This window comes from Pseudomonas sp. 9Ag, assembly GCF_902506445.1.
GTDB classification, from domain to species: Bacteria; Pseudomonadota; Gammaproteobacteria; order Pseudomonadales; family Pseudomonadaceae; genus Stutzerimonas; species Stutzerimonas stutzeri_AB.
Window position 1 is genome coordinate 65,708 of the sequence record NZ_LR733836.1, and the last position, 16,889, is coordinate 82,596.

Annotated in this window: 10 protein-coding genes; 8 read left to right on the forward strand and 2 right to left on the reverse strand. The window is 64.7% G+C overall.

Annotated features, from left to right (window positions below; all coding sequences use genetic code 11):
• The first annotated feature begins 167 nt into the window (after nt 1–167).
• From recC to ALTERO38_RS00345, 5 genes are all read left to right on the forward strand, one after another.
• Entirely contained in the window at nt 168–3,470 is a 3,303-nt protein-coding gene (gene recC, locus ALTERO38_RS00325; RefSeq protein ID WP_159969606.1) for an exodeoxyribonuclease V subunit gamma, read from the forward strand.
• Nucleotides 3,467–7,015, forward strand: coding sequence for an exodeoxyribonuclease V subunit beta (recB, locus tag ALTERO38_RS00330; protein WP_159966846.1), 3,549 nt, complete (start codon nt 3,467–3,469; stop codon nt 7,013–7,015). Before recC ends, recB begins: the two co-directional genes overlap by 4 nt.
• A 70-nt stretch (nt 7,016–7,085) precedes the next feature.
• Nucleotides 7,086–8,939, forward strand: coding sequence for an exodeoxyribonuclease V subunit alpha (gene recD / locus ALTERO38_RS00335; RefSeq protein ID WP_159966847.1), 1,854 nt, complete (start codon nt 7,086–7,088; stop codon nt 8,937–8,939).
• A gap of 138 nt (nt 8,940–9,077) precedes the next feature.
• A complete protein-coding gene (locus ALTERO38_RS00340) occupies nt 9,078–9,527 on the forward strand; it encodes a hypothetical protein (RefSeq protein WP_159966848.1) in 450 nt (149 codons plus the stop codon).
• Between the two features lie 164 nt (nt 9,528–9,691).
• On the forward strand, nt 9,692–10,396 hold the full coding sequence (locus tag ALTERO38_RS00345; protein WP_159966849.1) for an ABC transporter substrate-binding protein: 705 nt from the start codon (nt 9,692–9,694) through the stop codon (nt 10,394–10,396).
• A gap of 31 nt (nt 10,397–10,427) precedes the next feature.
• Here ALTERO38_RS00345 and ALTERO38_RS00350 read toward each other — a convergent pair whose 3' ends face one another.
• Nucleotides 10,428–11,345 carry an AEC family transporter gene (locus ALTERO38_RS00350; protein ID WP_178114561.1) on the reverse strand — a complete coding sequence of 306 codons (918 nt, stop codon included), beginning with the start codon at nt 11,343–11,345 and terminating at the stop codon, nt 10,428–10,430.
• Nucleotides 11,346–11,510: 165 nt separating this feature from the next.
• Between ALTERO38_RS00350 and ALTERO38_RS00355 the strand changes: the two genes are divergently transcribed.
• Nucleotides 11,511–12,692 carry a diguanylate cyclase gene (locus tag ALTERO38_RS00355; RefSeq protein ID WP_159966850.1) on the forward strand — a complete coding sequence of 394 codons (1,182 nt, stop codon included), beginning with the start codon at nt 11,511–11,513 and terminating at the stop codon, nt 12,690–12,692.
• Between the two features lie 7 nt (nt 12,693–12,699).
• On the opposite strand, the gene ALTERO38_RS00360 is transcribed toward ALTERO38_RS00355, so the two are convergent.
• The gene (locus ALTERO38_RS00360; protein WP_102836616.1) at nt 12,700–13,101 is read right to left on the reverse strand and encodes an acyl-CoA thioesterase; all 402 of its coding nucleotides are present in this window, start codon (nt 13,099–13,101) and stop codon (nt 12,700–12,702) included.
• A gap of 217 nt (nt 13,102–13,318) precedes the next feature.
• On the opposite strand from ALTERO38_RS00360, the gene ALTERO38_RS00365 reads away from it, so the two are divergent.
• Together ALTERO38_RS00365 and ALTERO38_RS00370 are read left to right on the forward strand one after the other, a co-directional pair.
• Nucleotides 13,319–14,293: a PstS family phosphate ABC transporter substrate-binding protein gene (locus ALTERO38_RS00365; protein ID WP_045423571.1), complete on the forward strand. Its 975-nt coding sequence runs from the start codon at nt 13,319–13,321 to the stop codon at nt 14,291–14,293.
• A 218-nt stretch (nt 14,294–14,511) separates the two neighbouring features.
• The gene (locus ALTERO38_RS00370) at nt 14,512–16,788 is read left to right on the forward strand and encodes an ABC transporter permease subunit (protein ID WP_159966851.1); all 2,277 of its coding nucleotides are present in this window, start codon (nt 14,512–14,514) and stop codon (nt 16,786–16,788) included.
• Nucleotides 16,789–16,889 lie beyond the last annotated feature (101 nt).

Below are 16,889 nucleotides of genomic sequence, written 5' to 3' on the forward strand. Positions count from 1 at the left end.
GCTATGAAATATCCTACGGCCCGTGGGGGCATTGATATTGATCACAAGGACCGTTGGCTTCCTGCAAAAGGAGTAGGAACAATCGCCGCATGGCAGATGGGCGACACGCTCCGCGCGCCGACCCGAACTTGCTACCCTTGCCCGCTGACCCAACCGAAGCCGCCCCGATGCTCAGCCTCTATCACGCTCCTGACCTTGAAACCCTCGGTGAACTGGCCACGCGCCTGCTCGCCCAGCCGCTTGCCGACCCCTTTGCCCCGGCGCTGGTGGTGGTGCCGAGCCAGGGCATGGGTCGCTGGCTGACGCTGGAGCTGGCGCGCAAGCAGGGCATCGCCATGCAGCTGGAGATTCAGCTGCCGGCCAAGTTCGTCTGGGACCTGAGCCGCACCGTGCTGGGCAGCCTGCCGGAGCAATCGGCGTTCTCCCCGACCACGCTGACCTGGCGCCTCTATGGCTGGCTTTGCGAGCCAACCAATCTTGAGCTGGCGCCACGTCTGGCGCAGTACCTCGACGGCGGTGACGAGCGCCGACGATTGTCGCTGGCGGCGAAGATCGCTGACGGCTTCGACCAATACCTGCTCTATCGCGACGACTGGCTGGCGGCCTGGGAACGTGGCGAAACGCTTGATCTCGGCCCCGACGAATCCTGGCAAGCACTGCTCTGGCGTGAGCTGACCAAGGACGGCCACCCGCACCGCGCGCGGCTGCTCGGCGACCTGCTACAGCGGCTCTACAGCGACGAACCCTTACCCGGTCTGCCGGAGCGTCTGCTGGTGTTCGGTATCAGCAGCCTGCCACCGCACCACCTGCGCGTGCTCGACGGTCTTGCGCGGCATATCGACGTGGTGGTCTGCGCGCTCAATCCAAGCCGAGAAGCGTGGGGCGAGATCAGGGATATCCGCGAGCTGGCGCGCCAGCCCGAGAGCGGTGCTGACGATTGGTACCTGGACGTGGGTCACCCGTTGCTGGCCAGCCTTGGCAAGCAGGGCCGGGACTTCTTCGATTCCTTGTTCAGCCTGACAGCCAGCGAAGGCAGCCAGGAGTTCGGCCTGTATTCCGAAGACGAAGACCTGCGCGACGACAGCCTGCTGCACGCGTTGCAGAACGACATCTTGCGCCTGCGCACCCGGCAGCCCGAGGAGCGCATCAGCCTGGCCGAGGACGACCGTTCGCTGGAAGTGCATATCGCCCATTCGCCGCTGCGCGAGGTGGAGATTCTGCATGACCAGCTGCTGGCGCGTTTCGCCGCCAACCCGGCGCTAACGCCTGATCAGGTGGTGGTGCTGACCCCCGATATCGAGCGCTACGCACCCTTTATCGAAGCCGTGTTCGCCCCCCGCGAGGGCAGCCCGCGGATTCCCTACAGCCTGGCCGACCGCAGCCTGCGCGCCGAGATGCCGCTGATCGAGGCCTTCCTCGAATTGCTGATGCTGGCGCAGAGCCGTTTCACCGCCGAGGAAATCCTCGCCTGGCTGGAGCAGCCGGCTGTTGCCCGTCGCGCCGGAATCGAAAGCGAAGACCTGCCGCTGCTGCGCGACTGGTTACACGACGCCGGCGTGCGCTGGGGCCGTGACGGCAGTCAGCGGGCGCGTCTCGGCCTGCCGGACGAATCGGCTTTTACCTGGCGCCAGGGTCTGGACCGTCTGCTGCTGGGCTTTGCCGCGCCGCCGCAACTGGCTGGCGACCACGCGCCACTGCTCGGCGAACACTGGCCACTGGATGCCCTGGAAGGCGCGCGCGGGCAGTTGCTGGGGCGGCTGGTGGAATTTGTCGAACGTCTCGGCACACTGGCCGATCAACTGGCTCGGCCGCGTCCGTTGGCCGAGTGGGCCGATGACCTGCAAATCCTGATTGACACCCTGTTCGACGAGCGCGAAGCCGGCGACACGCTGCTGCTTTTGTCCCAGGCCTGCGCGGCGTTGCGCGATCAGGCCCAGGCTGCTGACCTCACGCGACCCATCGAACTGGAATTGGTGCACCAGCAGCTCAGCACCGCCCTGCAGCAGGGCGGCGGCGCCTCGGGCTTTCTCACCGGCGCGGTGACCTTCTGCACCATGGTGCCGATGCGCAGCCTGCCGTTCCGCGTGGTCTGCCTGCTGGGCCTGGACGATGGCGCCTTCCCGCGGCGCACGCCGCCGTCGGGCTTCGACCTGATCGGCCGCCATCCACGGCGCGGGGATCGTGCACGACGTCTCGATGACCGCTATCTGCTGCTGGAAACCCTGCTCTCTGCGCGAGAGGCGCTGTACCTGTCCTATGTCGGCCGCGACCCGCGTGACAACGCGGTGTTGCCGCCTTCAGTGTTGCTCAGCGAAGTGCTCGAAGCGGTCGATATGACCGCTGTGTTGCCGCCTGCTGATCTGACATCCAAGAGCGCCAACGAGCCTGCGCCCAAGACGGCTAGCCAGAAGATCCTTGTCGCCCACCCATTACAGCCGTTTTCTCCACGCAATTTCGGCGACGCGCCCTGTGCGGGTTTTTCGCTGCCCTGGTTCCGCGCCGCGCAGCGTCTGGCCGAGCCGCCGCAGACCCAGCCGCAGCCGTTCGCCAGCCTTCTCTCCGAGCCTGACGAGGCCTGGCTGACCATCGAGCCGTCGCAGCTGTTGCAGTGCTTCCGCCATCCGGCGCGCTTCCTGCTCGAACAACGCCTCGGTTTGCGCCTGGCTGACGATCAGGAATCGCTCGCCAGCGACGAGCCCTTCGATCTGGAGATGCCGGCCTGGAACGGCCTGCGGCGCCTGTCACTGCAGGCGATGGAGCACGGCTGGAGCGATGAAGACGAACGCCGCATGGCCTGTGCTGCCGGTTGGCTGCCCACCGGCGAGCTGGGGCAGGCGCTGTGGGGCAAGCTTCGCGGGCCGGTGCTTGCCTTCGCGCCGCGCCTGTTCGAACTGCGCCCGGACGCCGTGCCCGAGCCGCTGCCGGTCGATATCACCCTGGCCGGCGTGCGCGTGCACGGTTGGCTCGACGGCGTGACGCCGGCCGGATTGTTCGGCTGGAAACTCGGCAAGCTGGGCGAATGGGATCTGCCGCCGTTCTGGCTGCGCCATCTGCTGCTAAACCTGTCTGCCACGCCGGGTATCGAACGCAGCAGTTTGATGCTTTCGCCTGCAGGCGATTGGCAGCTGGGCCCGCTGGCGAACGCCACCGAGCTGCTCGAACCCTGGCTCGCCGCCTATCGCAGTGCCATCCGTGAGCCGCTGCCGCTACTGCCGCGTAGCAGCCATGCCTTCGCCAAGGGTTATCGCAAGCCAGCCCGCGGCAGCGAACCGCTCGACTGTGGCCGCAAGCGCGCCCGTGAAGCCTGGCTGGGGGCGGAATTCAGTCCTATCGCTGCCGAGGCTGAAAACCCTTGGAACGCCTTGGCCTTTCGCGACCGTGATCCGCTGGATGAGCGCTTCGAAACCCTGGCCCAACAGCTAATAGGTCCCGCACTGGATGCCTTGGCCGATGAGGAGGAAGACCAATGAAACTCGACCTGCTCGATTCGCCTTTCGACGGCCGCTCGCTGATCGAGGCCAGCGCCGGCACCGGCAAGACTTGGACGCTGACGGCGCTTTACGCCCGTTTGCTGCTGGAGCGGCAGTTGTCGGTGGGGCAGATCCTCGTGGTCACCTACACCACTGCAGCCACGGCCGAACTGCGCGAGCGCATCCGTGCGCGGTTGGCCGATCTGCTGGCGGTCTATGAAGGCACGCCGAGCAGCGACGATTTCCTCAACCGCTTGCACGCGCGCTACCCGGATGAAGCCTCGCGCCGCCGCCTGTTGCTGGCCGTGCATGGTTTCGACGAAGCGGCGATCTTCACCATTCACGGCTTCTGCCAGCGCGCGCTGCAGGATGCGGCCTTCGAGGCCGGTGGCGATTTCGACAGCGAGCTGACCGCTGACGACCGCGAGATCATCGACGCGCTGCTCGCCGACGCCTGGCGCAGCGAACTGGCTGACGCCGATGCAGCCTGGGCGCGCTTCCTGGCGAAGAGCCGAATCACACCCGTCTGGCTGCGCCAGCGGCTGCGCAGCCACCTGGGCAAGCCCTATCTGCGCGTCGAGCCGCAAGGGGCGCCCGTTGCCGCCGACCTGCGTCCGGTAGAAGCGGCCTGGCAGCGCGCTGCCGAATTGTGGAAGCGAGCTGGCAGCGCTTGGGTCGCCGAGTTGGTGGCCCATGGCGGGCTCAGCCAGAGCACCCACAAGAACATCAAGTTCGCCCCCTGGCAGGTGGAACTGGACGCCTATTTTTCCGACCCGGCAGTGATGTTCGACCTGCCCGACGGCGCGGCCAAATTCGGCGTTCGAGCTTTGAACAAGGCCTGTAAGAAGGGCTATGACGCGCCGGTCTGTGAGCTGGCCCATGCACTGGATGAACTGGCCGATCAGGTCGCCGAAGCGCTGCCGGCCGGCAAGCAACGGCTGATCGCCCTGCAGGTCGCACTGCTCGAACGGCTCAACCGCGAATTGCCGGAGCGCAAGGCGGCGCAGCGGCTGTTGGCCTTCGACGATCTGCTCAACCGGCTGGATCAGGCGCTGCAAGGGCCTGTCGGCAAAGACTTGGCGGCTTCGTTGCGTGCCACCTATCCGCTGGCGTTGATCGACGAGTTTCAGGACACCGACCCGATCCAGTACGCCATCTTCAACCGCATCTACGCACAGGCCAGCGAGGCGTCGCTGTGTTTTGTCGGCGATCCCAAGCAGGCGATCTACGCCTTCCGCGGCGCGGATCTGGCGACCTATATGACCGCCAAGCAGCAGGCCGATCGCGACCCCTTCAACCTGCCGACCAATTACCGCTCGACGCCGGAGCTGATCGCCGCGTTGAACCAGCTGTTCGATCATCCGCAGCCGTTTGCCCAATCTGATCTGCGCTATCCAGCAGTAGGTGCGGCCGACAAGCCGCGTGCGAGCTTGCGGCTGGTGGAGGCGGACGAAGCGGCGCCGCTGTCGCTGGTCTGGCTCGGCGACGATCCGCTGGGCAAGGGTGAGGCCGGGCAATTGGCGGCGAGCGACACCGCACGGCGTATTGCCCTGCAGCTGGCCGGCGCCGCCGAGGGGCGCGCCGGTTTCGACAAGGACGGCGTGTTCACCCCCCTGAAAGGGGGCGACATTGCCGTGCTGGTCGCCAACCACCGGCAGGCAGGGATGATCGCCGACGAGCTGGCCACCCGTGGCGTGCCCAGCGTGCGCCGTGGGCGCGACAGTGTCTGGCGCAGCGAAGAGGCGGGCGAGCTGGCCGCCGTACTCGCCGCCTACGCCGAACCCGGTCGCGAAGGCTTGCTGCGCTACGCCCTGGCCACGCGCCTGCTGGGCCGCAGCGCTGCCGATCTGGCCCGCTGCCAGGACGATCAACAGCAGTGGGATGCCGAGCGTGAAGCCGCCGAACGCTATCACCAACTTTGGCAGCAGCAGGGTTTTATGCGCGTGTTCCGTGCCTGGCTCGACGAGCAGGCGGTGGCCGAACGGCTGCTGGCGCGGGTCGACGGCGAACGTCGGCTGACCAATCTGCTGCACCTCGGCGAGTTGCTACAGGCCGAGAGCTTGCTGCGGCCTGGGCTGGAACCGCTGCTCGCCTGGTTCAACGCCCAACGCGGTAGCGAAGGCGCCGGCGAAGAAGCGCTACTGCGCCTGGAAAGCGATGCCGAACGGGTGCAGATCGTCACCATCCATACCAGCAAGGGCCTGGAATACCCGTTGGTGTTCTGCCCCTTCCTCTGGGACGGCAAGCTGCTCGGCAAGAACCGCGACAGCGCGCGTTGTCACGATGCGAGCGGCCAGCCGCTGCTGGACCTGGGCAGCGATGAGCTTGAGGAAAACCTCGACCGCGCCCGCGAGGAAGTCTTCGCCGAGCAGTTGCGGCTGGCCTACGTCGCGCTGACGCGCGCCCGTGATCGGCTCTGGTTGCATTGGGGCCCGGTGTGCCTGTGCAAGCCGAAGAAGGACGGCACGCTCGCCGACGAAGGCCTGCACACCAGCGCGCTTGCTTGGCTGCTGCACGGTCGCGAACTGCCTGGTACAAAACCGCTGACCGAACTGGGCAACTACTTGGCCGACCTCAACGGCGGCAGCCTGCGCCTGGCCATCGAGCGACTGGTGCAGGGGAGCAGCGGCCATATGGCCTTGCTGCCATTCGAATCACGCGAGGCCAGCGCGCAGGGCCCCGGTCGGGCGTTGCCGCCTCAGGAGCTGTCGCAGCTCGGACGCAGCCTGCACAGTGCCTGGCGCATCGGCAGCTTTTCCGGCCTTGCCGCCGGGATGCACATGGAGGCCCCGGACCGCGACGCCCTGGCCATCCCCGATGCTGGCGAGCCCGGCAGCGGCTTCTTCGCCTTTCCCCGCGGCGCCCGCGCCGGTACTTGCCTGCATGCAATCCTCGAAGACTGGGCACGTGGCAAAGGCGAACTAGAGGCGCTGGTCGAGCCCGCTTTGCAGGCATACGGCCTGCCGCTGGAGTGGAAAGATATCGCCATCAGCCATCTGCAGAAGGTGCTCGAAACCGATATGGATGGCGCGGGTTTGAGCCTCGTGGCGTTGCAATCGGCTAGACGCCTGCCCGAGTTGGGCTTCACCTTCCCGGTGCGTGACCTGGACGTAGCGCGGCTGCGCAGCCTGCTGGTCGATCCGGCCAACGGCCTTGCCGAACCGCTGCGCGAAGCGGCGGCACGGTTGGAGTTCGACAGCCTCAAGGGTTTCCTGAGGGGCTTTATCGACCTGACCTTCGAGCACGACGGCCGCTGGTATATCGCCGACTACAAATCCAACTGGCTCGGCCCGGATGCGGGTTACTACGGTGGCGAACGGCTGCTGCAGGCGCTGGCGGGCGAGCATTACTACCTGCAATACCTGATTTACCTAGTGGCGCTACGGCGCTTTCTGCGTCAACGCCTGGCGGGTTTCCAAGACGAGCAGCTCGGCGGCGCCTTCTACCTGTTCCTGCGTGGCATGCCGGATGCCGGGGTGTATTTCGCGAGGCCGGATGATGCCTTGCTCGATGCGTTGGATCGGTTGTTTGAGGAGGGGCGGTGATGGTGCGCTTTGGCGGCATTGACCGCGAATGTGGGCGTGGCAGCGCCTTCCTGCCTATCAGGAGCGACATATGACCCTTGCCGGTCTACCCCTCGGCCCGCTGGAGCGCGCACTCGTCGCCAGCCTGCAGCGGCTCGAACCGGCGGCACCCGAGCCGGTGCTGCTCGCCGCCGCGCTCTGCTGCGAGGCGCTGGCATCGGGTGACGTTTGCCTGCCGCTCCAACGCTTCGCCGGCAAGCGCCCCTGGCCTGAGGCCGACCTTAGCCTGCCGTCGCTGGCTCAATGGCGTACGCAGCTTGAGGCTTCCCCGTTGATTGGCGCGCCAGACGATTACGCGCCGCTGACCCTGATCGGTGACAGGCTCTACCTGGCCCGTTACCAGGCTTATGAACAGCAACTGGCCGAACAATTACTGGCCCGCGCGGCGGACGCGCCGGATGTCGATGACGCTCAGCTGAGTGACAGCCTGGCGCGTTTGTTTGCGTTCAATCAGCAAAGTCCCGACTGGCAGCGCCTCGCCGCCGCTCAAGCGGTACGCCGGCGCCTCGCGGTGATCTCCGGCGGCCCGGGTACCGGAAAGACCACCACTGTTGTGCGACTGCTGGCGGCATTACTGGAGCAGCCCGGTGGCGAACGCCTGGCCATCGGCCTCGCGGCACCTACCGGCAAGGCTGCTGCGCGCATGGCCGAAGCGATCCGCAACGCCAAGGCCGATCTGCCGGTCAGTGATGCCGTCAAGGACACTCTGCCGGACGAGGCGCGCACATTGCACCGCCTGCTCGGCAGCCGCGGCGACAGCCCGAAGGTGCGCCACGATGCGGCCAACCCGCTGGCGCTGGATGTGCTGGTGGTGGACGAAGCCTCGATGGTCGATCTGGCGTTGATGGCCAAGCTGGTCGCCGCGCTGCCACCGAAGGCGCGCCTGATCCTGCTCGGCGACAAGGACCAGTTGGCCGCTGTCGAAGCCGGCGCGGTGTTCGCCGAGCTGTGTGAAGGACGTGGTTTCGATAGCCAGGCCGCGGCCGATCTGCAACGCATTACCGGGCAGGACGTAGCGGTCGAGACGCCGCGCTCGCGGCTTGGCGATGCGGTGGTGCTGCTCACCCACAGCCACCGCTTCGCCGGCGACAGCGGTATCGGCGAGCTGGCGCGGCGAATCAATAGCGGCGATGCCAAGGGCACGGTCGCGCTGCTGCAGGAAGGGCGCGCGGACCTCGCCTGGAGCGCAACGCCCAGCCCCGCCGCACTGATCGAACGACTGGAGCAGGGCTATTCGCCCTATCTGCAGGCAGTACGCCGGGCCGATCCATCCGCCGCGTTCGAGGCCTTCAACGGCTTCCGCGCGCTCACCGCCCAGCGCGAAGGCGCGTTTGGCGTTACCGGCATCAACGAGGCGCTGGAAGCGCGCTTCAAGCGACGCCTCGGTGTGCCGGCGCGCGAGCGCTGGTATCCCGGCCGCGCAGTGATGGTCCGGCAGAACGACTACGCGCTGGGCCTGTTCAACGGCGATATCGGCCTGTGTCTGAAAACCGAGCAGGGTCTGCGGGTGTTTTTCGAAGGTGACGAGGGCTATCGCGGCTTTGCCCCAGCGCGCCTGCCGAGCCATGACAGCGCCTTCGCCATGACCGTGCACAAGAGCCAGGGTTCGGAGTTTGCCGAAGTGCTGCTGGCGTTGCCGGAACAACCCAGCCCGCTGCTGACGCGCTCGCTGTTCTATACCGGTATCACCCGCGCCAAGCGCAAGGTGGAGATCTGGGCGCTGCCGGCGCGGCTGGCCGAGGCGGTGAGTACCCGCGCGGAGCGTGCCGCCGGGCTCGCCGAGCGCTTGGTGTCTAGCGACGCAATGAACAGATCCGAAGCGGCTTCCGTGGCCAAGCCGTCGTCGATCAGCGAACCGGTGGCCGATCAGCTCAGCCTGTTCTGATACGTGCGCGGCTGCTCGAAGCCGGCCTGTTCGCGACGTTTCTCGGCCGGTTTCGTGAAACGGTTGCGCGTATGCCTTGAGGGATTCTGTTCCGATGGGCATTCGCTGATAACTGACAACCGACAACTGGGGCCTGCGATGAAAAGTTTCTTTCTTATTGTATGGGCCTTGCTCAGTCTGACGGCCACCGGTTTCGTGGCGCGCGAGCTCTGGATCGCCCCATCTTGGATCAACGCGTTAGCTTTGCTGTTGCCCGCCTACTACAGCCTCTGCTTTTTCCAGCTGATTCGTGCAGCCTTTCGTCCCTGGGGGCTGCTAGGGCCACGGCGGCGTGGTGGGTTCTGGGTGTGCCTGTTGTTGCTGCCGTTGTGTCTCTGGCCACTTCGGTCGGCTTACGAGATCTGGCAGGCGGGGGCCTATGGGCTCAGGGATGATGGCGATGAAGCCCGCCTGATGATCGTTCGCCCGCTGCTCGCATGGCTGCAGGAGCTGGTCGGCTACCTGGGCCCGATGCTGGTGTTGGTTGCAGCCGGGGTGGGCATGGCACTGCTGCTGTTGCGCCTGTCGCGCGGCCAGGTTGTTCGCTAGCGGCATACGCTTCGCTGATCGCGATGCTTCTTTCAATAGTGGCGCAGGCTGCGCTCCATTCGTTTGCAAGGGCGGCAAGGGTGTTGATGAAGGGATTTTGGAACCGGACTCTGCTGTTAAGCCTGGCCGTTTGTTTCGGCGCGCATGGCACGGAACTGCAGCTAGTGACTGGCGATGACTACGCCCCGCTCACGGGACGAGCGCTGTCCGGGGGAGGGATGCTGACGGCGGTGGTGCAGGCGGCACTCGACCGCAGCGGGACCGCGTCGTCGCTTGCCTGGCAGCCCTGGAAGCGGGGCTACATGATGACCCTGCGCGGCGAGTACGACGCGACATATCCCTATATCCGGGCCAAACAGCGCGAGCAGGCGTTTCTTTATTCAGCACCGCTGTACGTCTCCGAGCAGCACCTGTTCAGTCGCGCCACGGATGCGGTCGAGGTCGATGAACTTGCCGGCAGCAGCGGCAGACGGCTTTGCCTCCCCCTGGGCTGGCAGCTGCCAGTCGCGGTTCAGTCGCTGGTTGATCAGGGGGTGCTGGTCCGCCATTCGCCGCGGGGTTTGAACGAATGCGCACTGTTGCTGTTGCTCGGTCGAGATGACTTCTTTCTGGCCGATCTTCAGCTGGGCCTCCATGCCCTGCAGTCAACCGGAGCGGCTCGGTCGCGGTTTCATGTTTCCGGCTCGGTGCTGAGCCGTCAGACGATGCATCTCATCGTCCCGCGCAGCCGGCCAGACGCCGCACAACTGATCGAAAGCTTTGACCGGGGGCTTCAAGCCCTGCGGGAGAGCGGCGACTATCAGCGGCTGATCGAGTCGTTCACATCCGACGAAGTGTCCCGGCGCCAACTCACCACGACCGCGCAATGACAGCTGCGATGACGTTTGTTCGGTGAGGATGTCAGCGTTCGAGCAGCGTCAGCACCAGCGGCAAGCTGGCCGCGGCGAGTAGCGTCTGCAGGGTGATGATGCCCGCCATCAGATGACTGTCACCGCCGAGCTGGCGGGTCAGCACGTAGGCGGTGGGCGCCGTGGGCAGGGCAAAGAACAGCACGATGATGGTTGTTTCCATTGCGGGCAGATGGAGCAGCCTGGCGACCGCATAAGCCAAGAGTGGAACCGCCAGCAGTCGCAGGGCGCTGTTCCAGCCGAGCGCGGGGATTTCACCACCGAGCTCCCGCGGCTTCAGCGCTGCACCGACGCACAACAGGCCCAGGGGCAGGCTGGCAGCGGCGAGCAGGCTCAACAAGCGATCAGTGCCGCCGGGCAACCCCAAGCCTGAGAGATTCACCAGCGCGCCGGTCAGGCAGGCGAGTATCAGCGGGTTTTTCAGGATCGGCAGCAGCAACGAGCGCACGCTGACGCCGCGCTCGGCGGTCAGCGCCCACACCGACATCACGTTTACCGTGGGTACCATCAGCGCCAGCATCAGTGCTGCCAGCGCCAGTCCTTCCTTACCAAACAGGCTGCCCACCGCCGCCAGTCCGAGATAAGTATTGAAACGCAGGCCGCCCTGAGCAAAGGCACCGAAGCGGGCCGCCGGCCAGTTGCGTACGCGTTTGAGCAGTAATAAAGCCACCCACACGAGCCCCAATGCGAGCATGACTGCCCCGGCCAGGCGAGGCAGCGCGGGGTTGTCCAGCGGAGCGGTGGCCAGGCTGCTGAATAGCAGTGCCGGGAACAGTACGAAGTAGTTGATCCGCTCGGCGCCTGGCCAGAATGCCTCACTGGGAAAGTCCCGCAGTCGCAGGAAGTAGCCGGCAATGATCAGGGCGAATAAAGGCCAGAGGGCGAGCAGAAGGGCGGTCACGCGGTACATCCAACAATGTAGGTGACTCGATAGTGGCGCCTCGCGCCGGTGTCGGCAAGAGACGCGCGGCGTATCTGGCGCTGCGTCAAAGCGGCTGTTGCACGTTCATCGGGAAATCAGTAGCGATGATGTCCAAGTGATATCATTGCCGGCGCCTTACCATGAGCCACCCTGATGCAACCCCTAGAACAGCAGTCCGCTGAAGATTTCCGCGATACCCCGCATGGCAGACAGCTGCTCGGAGGCTTTCGTGGTTTGCTGTTTGCGCCAGACCTGGAGCGCGAGTTTCGTCGTTACCTGGGACGTCAGGCACGCTTCGCACAGGTACTGGGCGCCTGCCTCTTGCTGGTCGTGGTTGCTGGCTACCACTATGTCGAATGGCAGCTGTATGCCCAGTCGGACCGGCAGTGGCTTCGTGAACTGGCGCTATTGCGCTTGGTGGAGGCGGCACCGGGCGTCGCGATTCTCGTGATGACGCTTTTCAACTGGCGAATCCGTCTGGTTGCCAACCGCCTGTTCCCGTTGCTGCTGGTGCTGGTCGGAATCGTCGCTGCGCGCATCGATATCCACTACGAGGTCTCCCAGCCAGAACTGGCGTTCCGCTACGGTGCGGGTCTGTTAATCGTCTGTTCGTTCTTCTTTCTCGGCATTACCTTCTGGCGCGCGCTGATCAGCGCGGCATCGATCATCGTGATCGATATCCTGATGGCGGCGCTCATCCTGTCGTCTAGCGAAATGCAGGTGCACTGGATCGCGGTCAGTTATTACGTCCTGCTGTTGTTGATCGGAGCAATCAGTCGCTATATCCACGAGTACTCGCAGCGTGAGCAATTCCTGGTGCGCCAGCTCCTCGGCTGGGTCGCTCAGCACGACTCGCTGACTGGCCTGGCCAACCGCCGTAGCTTTGATACAGCCTTGCGGCAGACGCTGTTGCAGGCCCGCCGGGACCGCCAACCGTTGGCGCTGATACTGCTGGATCTGGACAATTTTAAAGCCTACAACGACAGTCTGGGCCACCCGGCTGGCGATGCGCTGATCCGTGATTTCGGCGAGCTATTGGGCCGCTTCTCTCGGCGGCCGATGGACCTGGCGGCACGGGTTGGCGGCGAAGAATTCGCCTTGCTGCTGCTCAACTGCGATGCGAGTTCGGCGCAGGCCATAGCGGCGCAGCTGCTGTCGACATTCACCGAACGTGCCATACCGCACCCGGCATCGGCTCAGGGCGCTTGCGCCACGACAAGCATTGGCATCGCAATGTGGCAGCCGGGGCAGACTGCCGAGCAGCTCTATCAGGCTGCCGATGCCGCGTTGTACCAAGCCAAGCAGGATGGAAAGAACCGCTACGTGCTGCGGTGACCGTCGCTCAGCGGCGCGGTGTGACGGGGCGGGTGCGTCCGCTGCCGTCAATGGCCACAAAGACGAACACCGCCTCGGTGACCTTGCGCCATTCGCTGGACAGCGGGTCGTCGCTCCATACCTCGACCAGCATGCGGATCGAGCTGCGGCCGACATCCAGCGTCTGGGTGTAGAACGACAGCTGCGCGCCGACTGCCACCGGCACCATGAAGGCCATGCGGTCGATGGACACCGTGGCTACACGGCCCGCGGCGACGCGGCTGGCCATGGCCGTGCCGGCCAGATCCATCTGGGACACCAGCCAGCCACCGTAGATATCGCCGAAACCGTTGGTCTCACGCGGCAGGGCGGTCAGCTGCAAGGCCAGGTCGCCCTGCGGGATTGGGTCTTCCTGTTCGTATTCGTTCATCGCTTGGACTCGCGGCGCGTTTGTTTTTCTTGCGCGAAAAAGCCCGCAGCAGTGCGGGCGGGGCGAGTATAGCGGCTGTAGGTAGGGACAGCGACCGGACAGGCCTAAAGTTCAGTATCGTCACCAGATTGTCATATTCAGTTCATAGAGTGTTCACACGGCCTGCAGACAATGGCCCCCGTTCCAAACACTGACACACCTCTGCTAGGAGCATGGAATGAAACTGAATCGTTTGATGGCGGCCTTGACCTTTGTTGCCGCTGGTGTAGGCGCTGCCAACGCAGTGGCCGCGGTTGATCCAGCACTGCCGACCTATGAGAAAACCTCTGGCGTATCCGGCAACCTGTCCAGCGTCGGTTCCGACTCCCTGGCCAACCTGATGACCCTGTGGGCTGAAGACTTCAAGCGCGCCTACCCGAACGTCAACATCCAGATTCAGGCCGCCGGCTCCTCCACTGCACCGCCTGCGCTGACCGAAGGCACTGCCAACCTCGGCCCGATGAGCCGTCCGATGAAGGACAACGAAATTCAGGCCTTCGAAGAGAAGTACGGCTACAAGCCGACGGCCGTGCCGGTCGCCATCGACGCCCTGGCGGTGTTCGTCCACAAGGACAACCCGATCAAGAGCCTGGACATCGAGCAGGTCGACGCCATTTTCTCCAGCACCCGCCTGTGCGGCGGCGAAAAGGACATCACCACCTGGGGTGACGTCGGCCTGACTGGCGAGTGGGCGAGCAAGCCGATCCAGCTGTTCGGTCGTAACTCGGTCTCCGGCACCTACGGCTACTTCAAGGAAGAAGCGCTGTGCAAGGGCGACTTCAAGCCGAACGTCAACGAGCAGCCGGGGTCCGCTTCGGTGGTGCAGTCGATCTCCAGCACCCTGAACGCCATCGGTTACTCAGGCATTGGCTACAAGACTTCCAGCGTCCGCGCTGTGCCCCTGTCCAAGGGCGGCGAAGCCTTTGAAGCCAACGAAGAGAACGCTCTGGCTGGCAAGTTCCCGCTGGCTCGCTTCTTCTACGTCTACGTCAACAAGGCGCCGAACAAGCCGCTGAGCCCGATCGACGCCGAGTTCCTCAAACTGGTGCTGTCGAAGCAGGGCCAGGAAGTCGTGGTCAAGGACGGCTACATCCCGCTGCCGAAGAAAGTCGTCGACAAGACCCTCAGCGACCTGGGTCTGCAAAACGACTAAACCCAGCAGCGTTCAGGCCTGCAGCGACCGCTGCAAGGCTTGAGTACGACGCCCGCCACGCACCTTGCGCCGGCGGGCGTCGTCACGTCACCTCGCTGTAATTTTTCTGTCACACAGCTGCATTAAATTAGGCGCCCTACCGGCCATCAAGCCAGGAAACGACTCGCGCCAACGCGGCGCAGCAGTTTTAAGCGGCCTGAGTGGCCAGGAACCTTCGCATGAACGATATCGAGACCATGAGCGCGAATTCCGATGTGCAACGGCTGGATTTCAATACCCCTGCCTTGCAACGCAAGCGCCGTATCCGCGCACTGAAAGACAAGCTGGCGCGCTGGTATGTCTCCATTGGCGGCCTCGCGGTGCTCGGCGCCATCACCCTGATTTTCTTTTATCTCGCCCAGGTCGTGGCGCCCATGTTTCAGGGCGCCGAACTGGAAGCGCGTGAAGCGCAGCAGCCAGCCTGGCTGGCCGACGCCAGCGAGCCGCTGCTGCTGGCTGTGGAAGAGCAGAACAAGGTGGCGATGCGCCTGGGTAGCGATGGCGCCGTGCGTTTCTTCAGCGTACCCACAGGCGAGTTGCTGCGCACCGTAGAGCTGCCACTGCCGGCCGGCAGCCAGATCGTCTCGGTTGGCCAGGACACGCCTGGCAATCGCCGCATGGTGCTGGGGCTGAGCAACGGCCAGGTGCTGGTTGCCGAGCACAATTACAAAGTCAGCTACCCGGAAGGCACTAAGACCATTACGCCGCAGCTGGACTATCCCTTCGGTGAGGAGCCGCTGAACCTCGACCCGCAAGGGCGGCCCATCGAGCATGCCGGCATCAGTCTCAACGGCTCGACCCTGATGGTCGCAGGCGCGACGAATGGCGCTTTGCATGCCTTGAAGATCGCATCCACTGAAAACCTGATGACCGGTGAAACAACGCTTGAAGAGGAGCGCATGGATCTGCCGCAACTCTCCGAACCGATCAAGGCGCTGCGTATCGACCCGCGGCACATGTGGTTGTTCGCGGTGAGCGGTCGCGCCAGCGTCGACGTCTTCGATGTGCGCCGCAAGCAACTCAACGGACGCTACAAGTTGCTGAGCGGCAAAGGTGAGATCACCACGGTGGCCTCGCTGCTGGGCGGCATCTCGCTGATGGTTGGCGACTCGACGGGCGGCATCGGTCAGTGGTTCATGGTGCGCAGCAGTGATGGCCAGGCCGAGCTGAAGAACGTGCGCAACTTCCAGCTGGCCGATCAACCGATCACGCAGATTCTTCCTGAAGAACGCCGCAAGGGTTTCCTTGCCCTCGACAGCGCCGGCACCCTGGGCATCTTCCACAGCACGGCGCATCGCGAGCTGCTGACCGAGCAGGTCGCCGAGGGCGCCGCCGTCGCCGCCATGTCGCCTCGGGCCACGCGCCTGTTGGTCGAGTCAGGTGACCAGCTGCAGCGTTTCGTGATCGACAATCCGCACCCGGAGATTTCCTGGAGCGCGCTGTGGGGCAAGGTCTGGTACGAAAGCTACCCGGAGCCTGACTACGTCTGGCAGTCGACCTCCGCGACGGGTGACTTCGAGCCGAAGCTGAGCCTTTCGCCGCTGGCGTTCGGCACGCTCAAGGCGGCGTTCTACGCGATGCTGCTGGCCGCTCCGCTGGCAATCTGCGCCGCGCTGTACACGGCCTACTTCATGGCGCCGACGCTGCGCCGCAAGGTCAAGCCGGTGATCGAACTGATGGAGGCGCTACCGACGGTCATCCTCGGCTTCTTTGCCGGCCTGTTCCTCGCGCCCTACCTGGAAAATCACCTGCCCGGCATTTTCAGCCTGCTGTTGCTGATGCCCGTGGGCATCCTTCTGGCCGGCTGGTTCTGGAGCCGGTTGCCAGAAAATATTCGCCTGAGCGTGCCGGATGGCTGGGAAGCCCTGCTGCTGATCCCCGTCATCCTGGCGGTGGGCTGGGGCTCTCTGGCGGTCAGTGGACACCTGGAGAACTGGTTCTTTGGCGGTGACATGCGCCTGTGGCTGTCCAACGACATGGGCATTCCGTTCGATCAGCGTAACGCCCTGGTCATTGGCATCGCGATGGGCTTCGCGGTGATCCCGACCATCTACTCGATCGCCGAAGACGCCGTGTTCAGCGTGCCGCGCAGCCTCACCCTGGGTTCCCTGGCGCTGGGTGCGACGCCCTGGCAGACGTTGACCCGCGTGGTGCTGCTGACGGCCAGCCCAGGCATCTTCTCTGCGTTGATGATCGGTATGGGCCGTGCCGTGGGCGAAACCATGATCGTGCTGATGGCCACCGGCAACACGCCGATCATGGAAGCCAACATCTTCGAAGGCATGCGCACCCTGGCGGCCAACGTGGCGGTGGAAATGCCCGAATCGGAAGTGGGCAGTACCCATTACCGGGTGCTGTTCCTCGCCGCGATGGTGCTGCTGATGTTCACCTTTGTGATGAACACTCTGGCCGAGCTGATCCGTCAGCGCCTGCGCCGCAAGTACGCCAGCCTCTAATACAGAACGCAGCCGGCGACGGCTGCGACAAGTTTTCGACAAAGGTATCGATCCGTGAAAAAGGATTCGCTGAAAACCTGGATCAAGAGCGGCAGCCCCTG

What these genes read in the sequence shown, in the direction of transcription:
- recB (WP_159966846.1), top strand. Translation starts at nt 3,467, where the DNA reads ATGAAACTCGACCTGCTCGATTCGCCTTTCGACGGCCGCTCGCTGATC.
- ALTERO38_RS00340 (WP_159966848.1), top strand. Translation starts at nt 9,078, where the DNA reads ATGAAAAGTTTCTTTCTTATTGTATGGGCCTTGCTCAGTCTGACGGCC.
- ALTERO38_RS00350 (WP_178114561.1), bottom strand. Translation starts at nt 11,345, where the DNA reads ATGTACCGCGTGACCGCCCTTCTGCTCGCCCTCTGGCCTTTATTCGCC.
- ALTERO38_RS00365 (WP_045423571.1), top strand. Translation starts at nt 13,319, where the DNA reads ATGAAACTGAATCGTTTGATGGCGGCCTTGACCTTTGTTGCCGCTGGT.
- recD (WP_159966847.1), top strand. Translation starts at nt 7,086, where the DNA reads ATGACCCTTGCCGGTCTACCCCTCGGCCCGCTGGAGCGCGCACTCGTC.
- ALTERO38_RS00370 (WP_159966851.1), top strand. Translation starts at nt 14,512, where the DNA reads ATGAACGATATCGAGACCATGAGCGCGAATTCCGATGTGCAACGGCTG.
- ALTERO38_RS00355 (WP_159966850.1), top strand. Translation starts at nt 11,511, where the DNA reads ATGCAACCCCTAGAACAGCAGTCCGCTGAAGATTTCCGCGATACCCCG.
- recC (WP_159969606.1), top strand. Translation starts at nt 168, where the DNA reads ATGCTCAGCCTCTATCACGCTCCTGACCTTGAAACCCTCGGTGAACTG.
- ALTERO38_RS00360 (WP_102836616.1), bottom strand. Translation starts at nt 13,101, where the DNA reads ATGAACGAATACGAACAGGAAGACCCAATCCCGCAGGGCGACCTGGCC.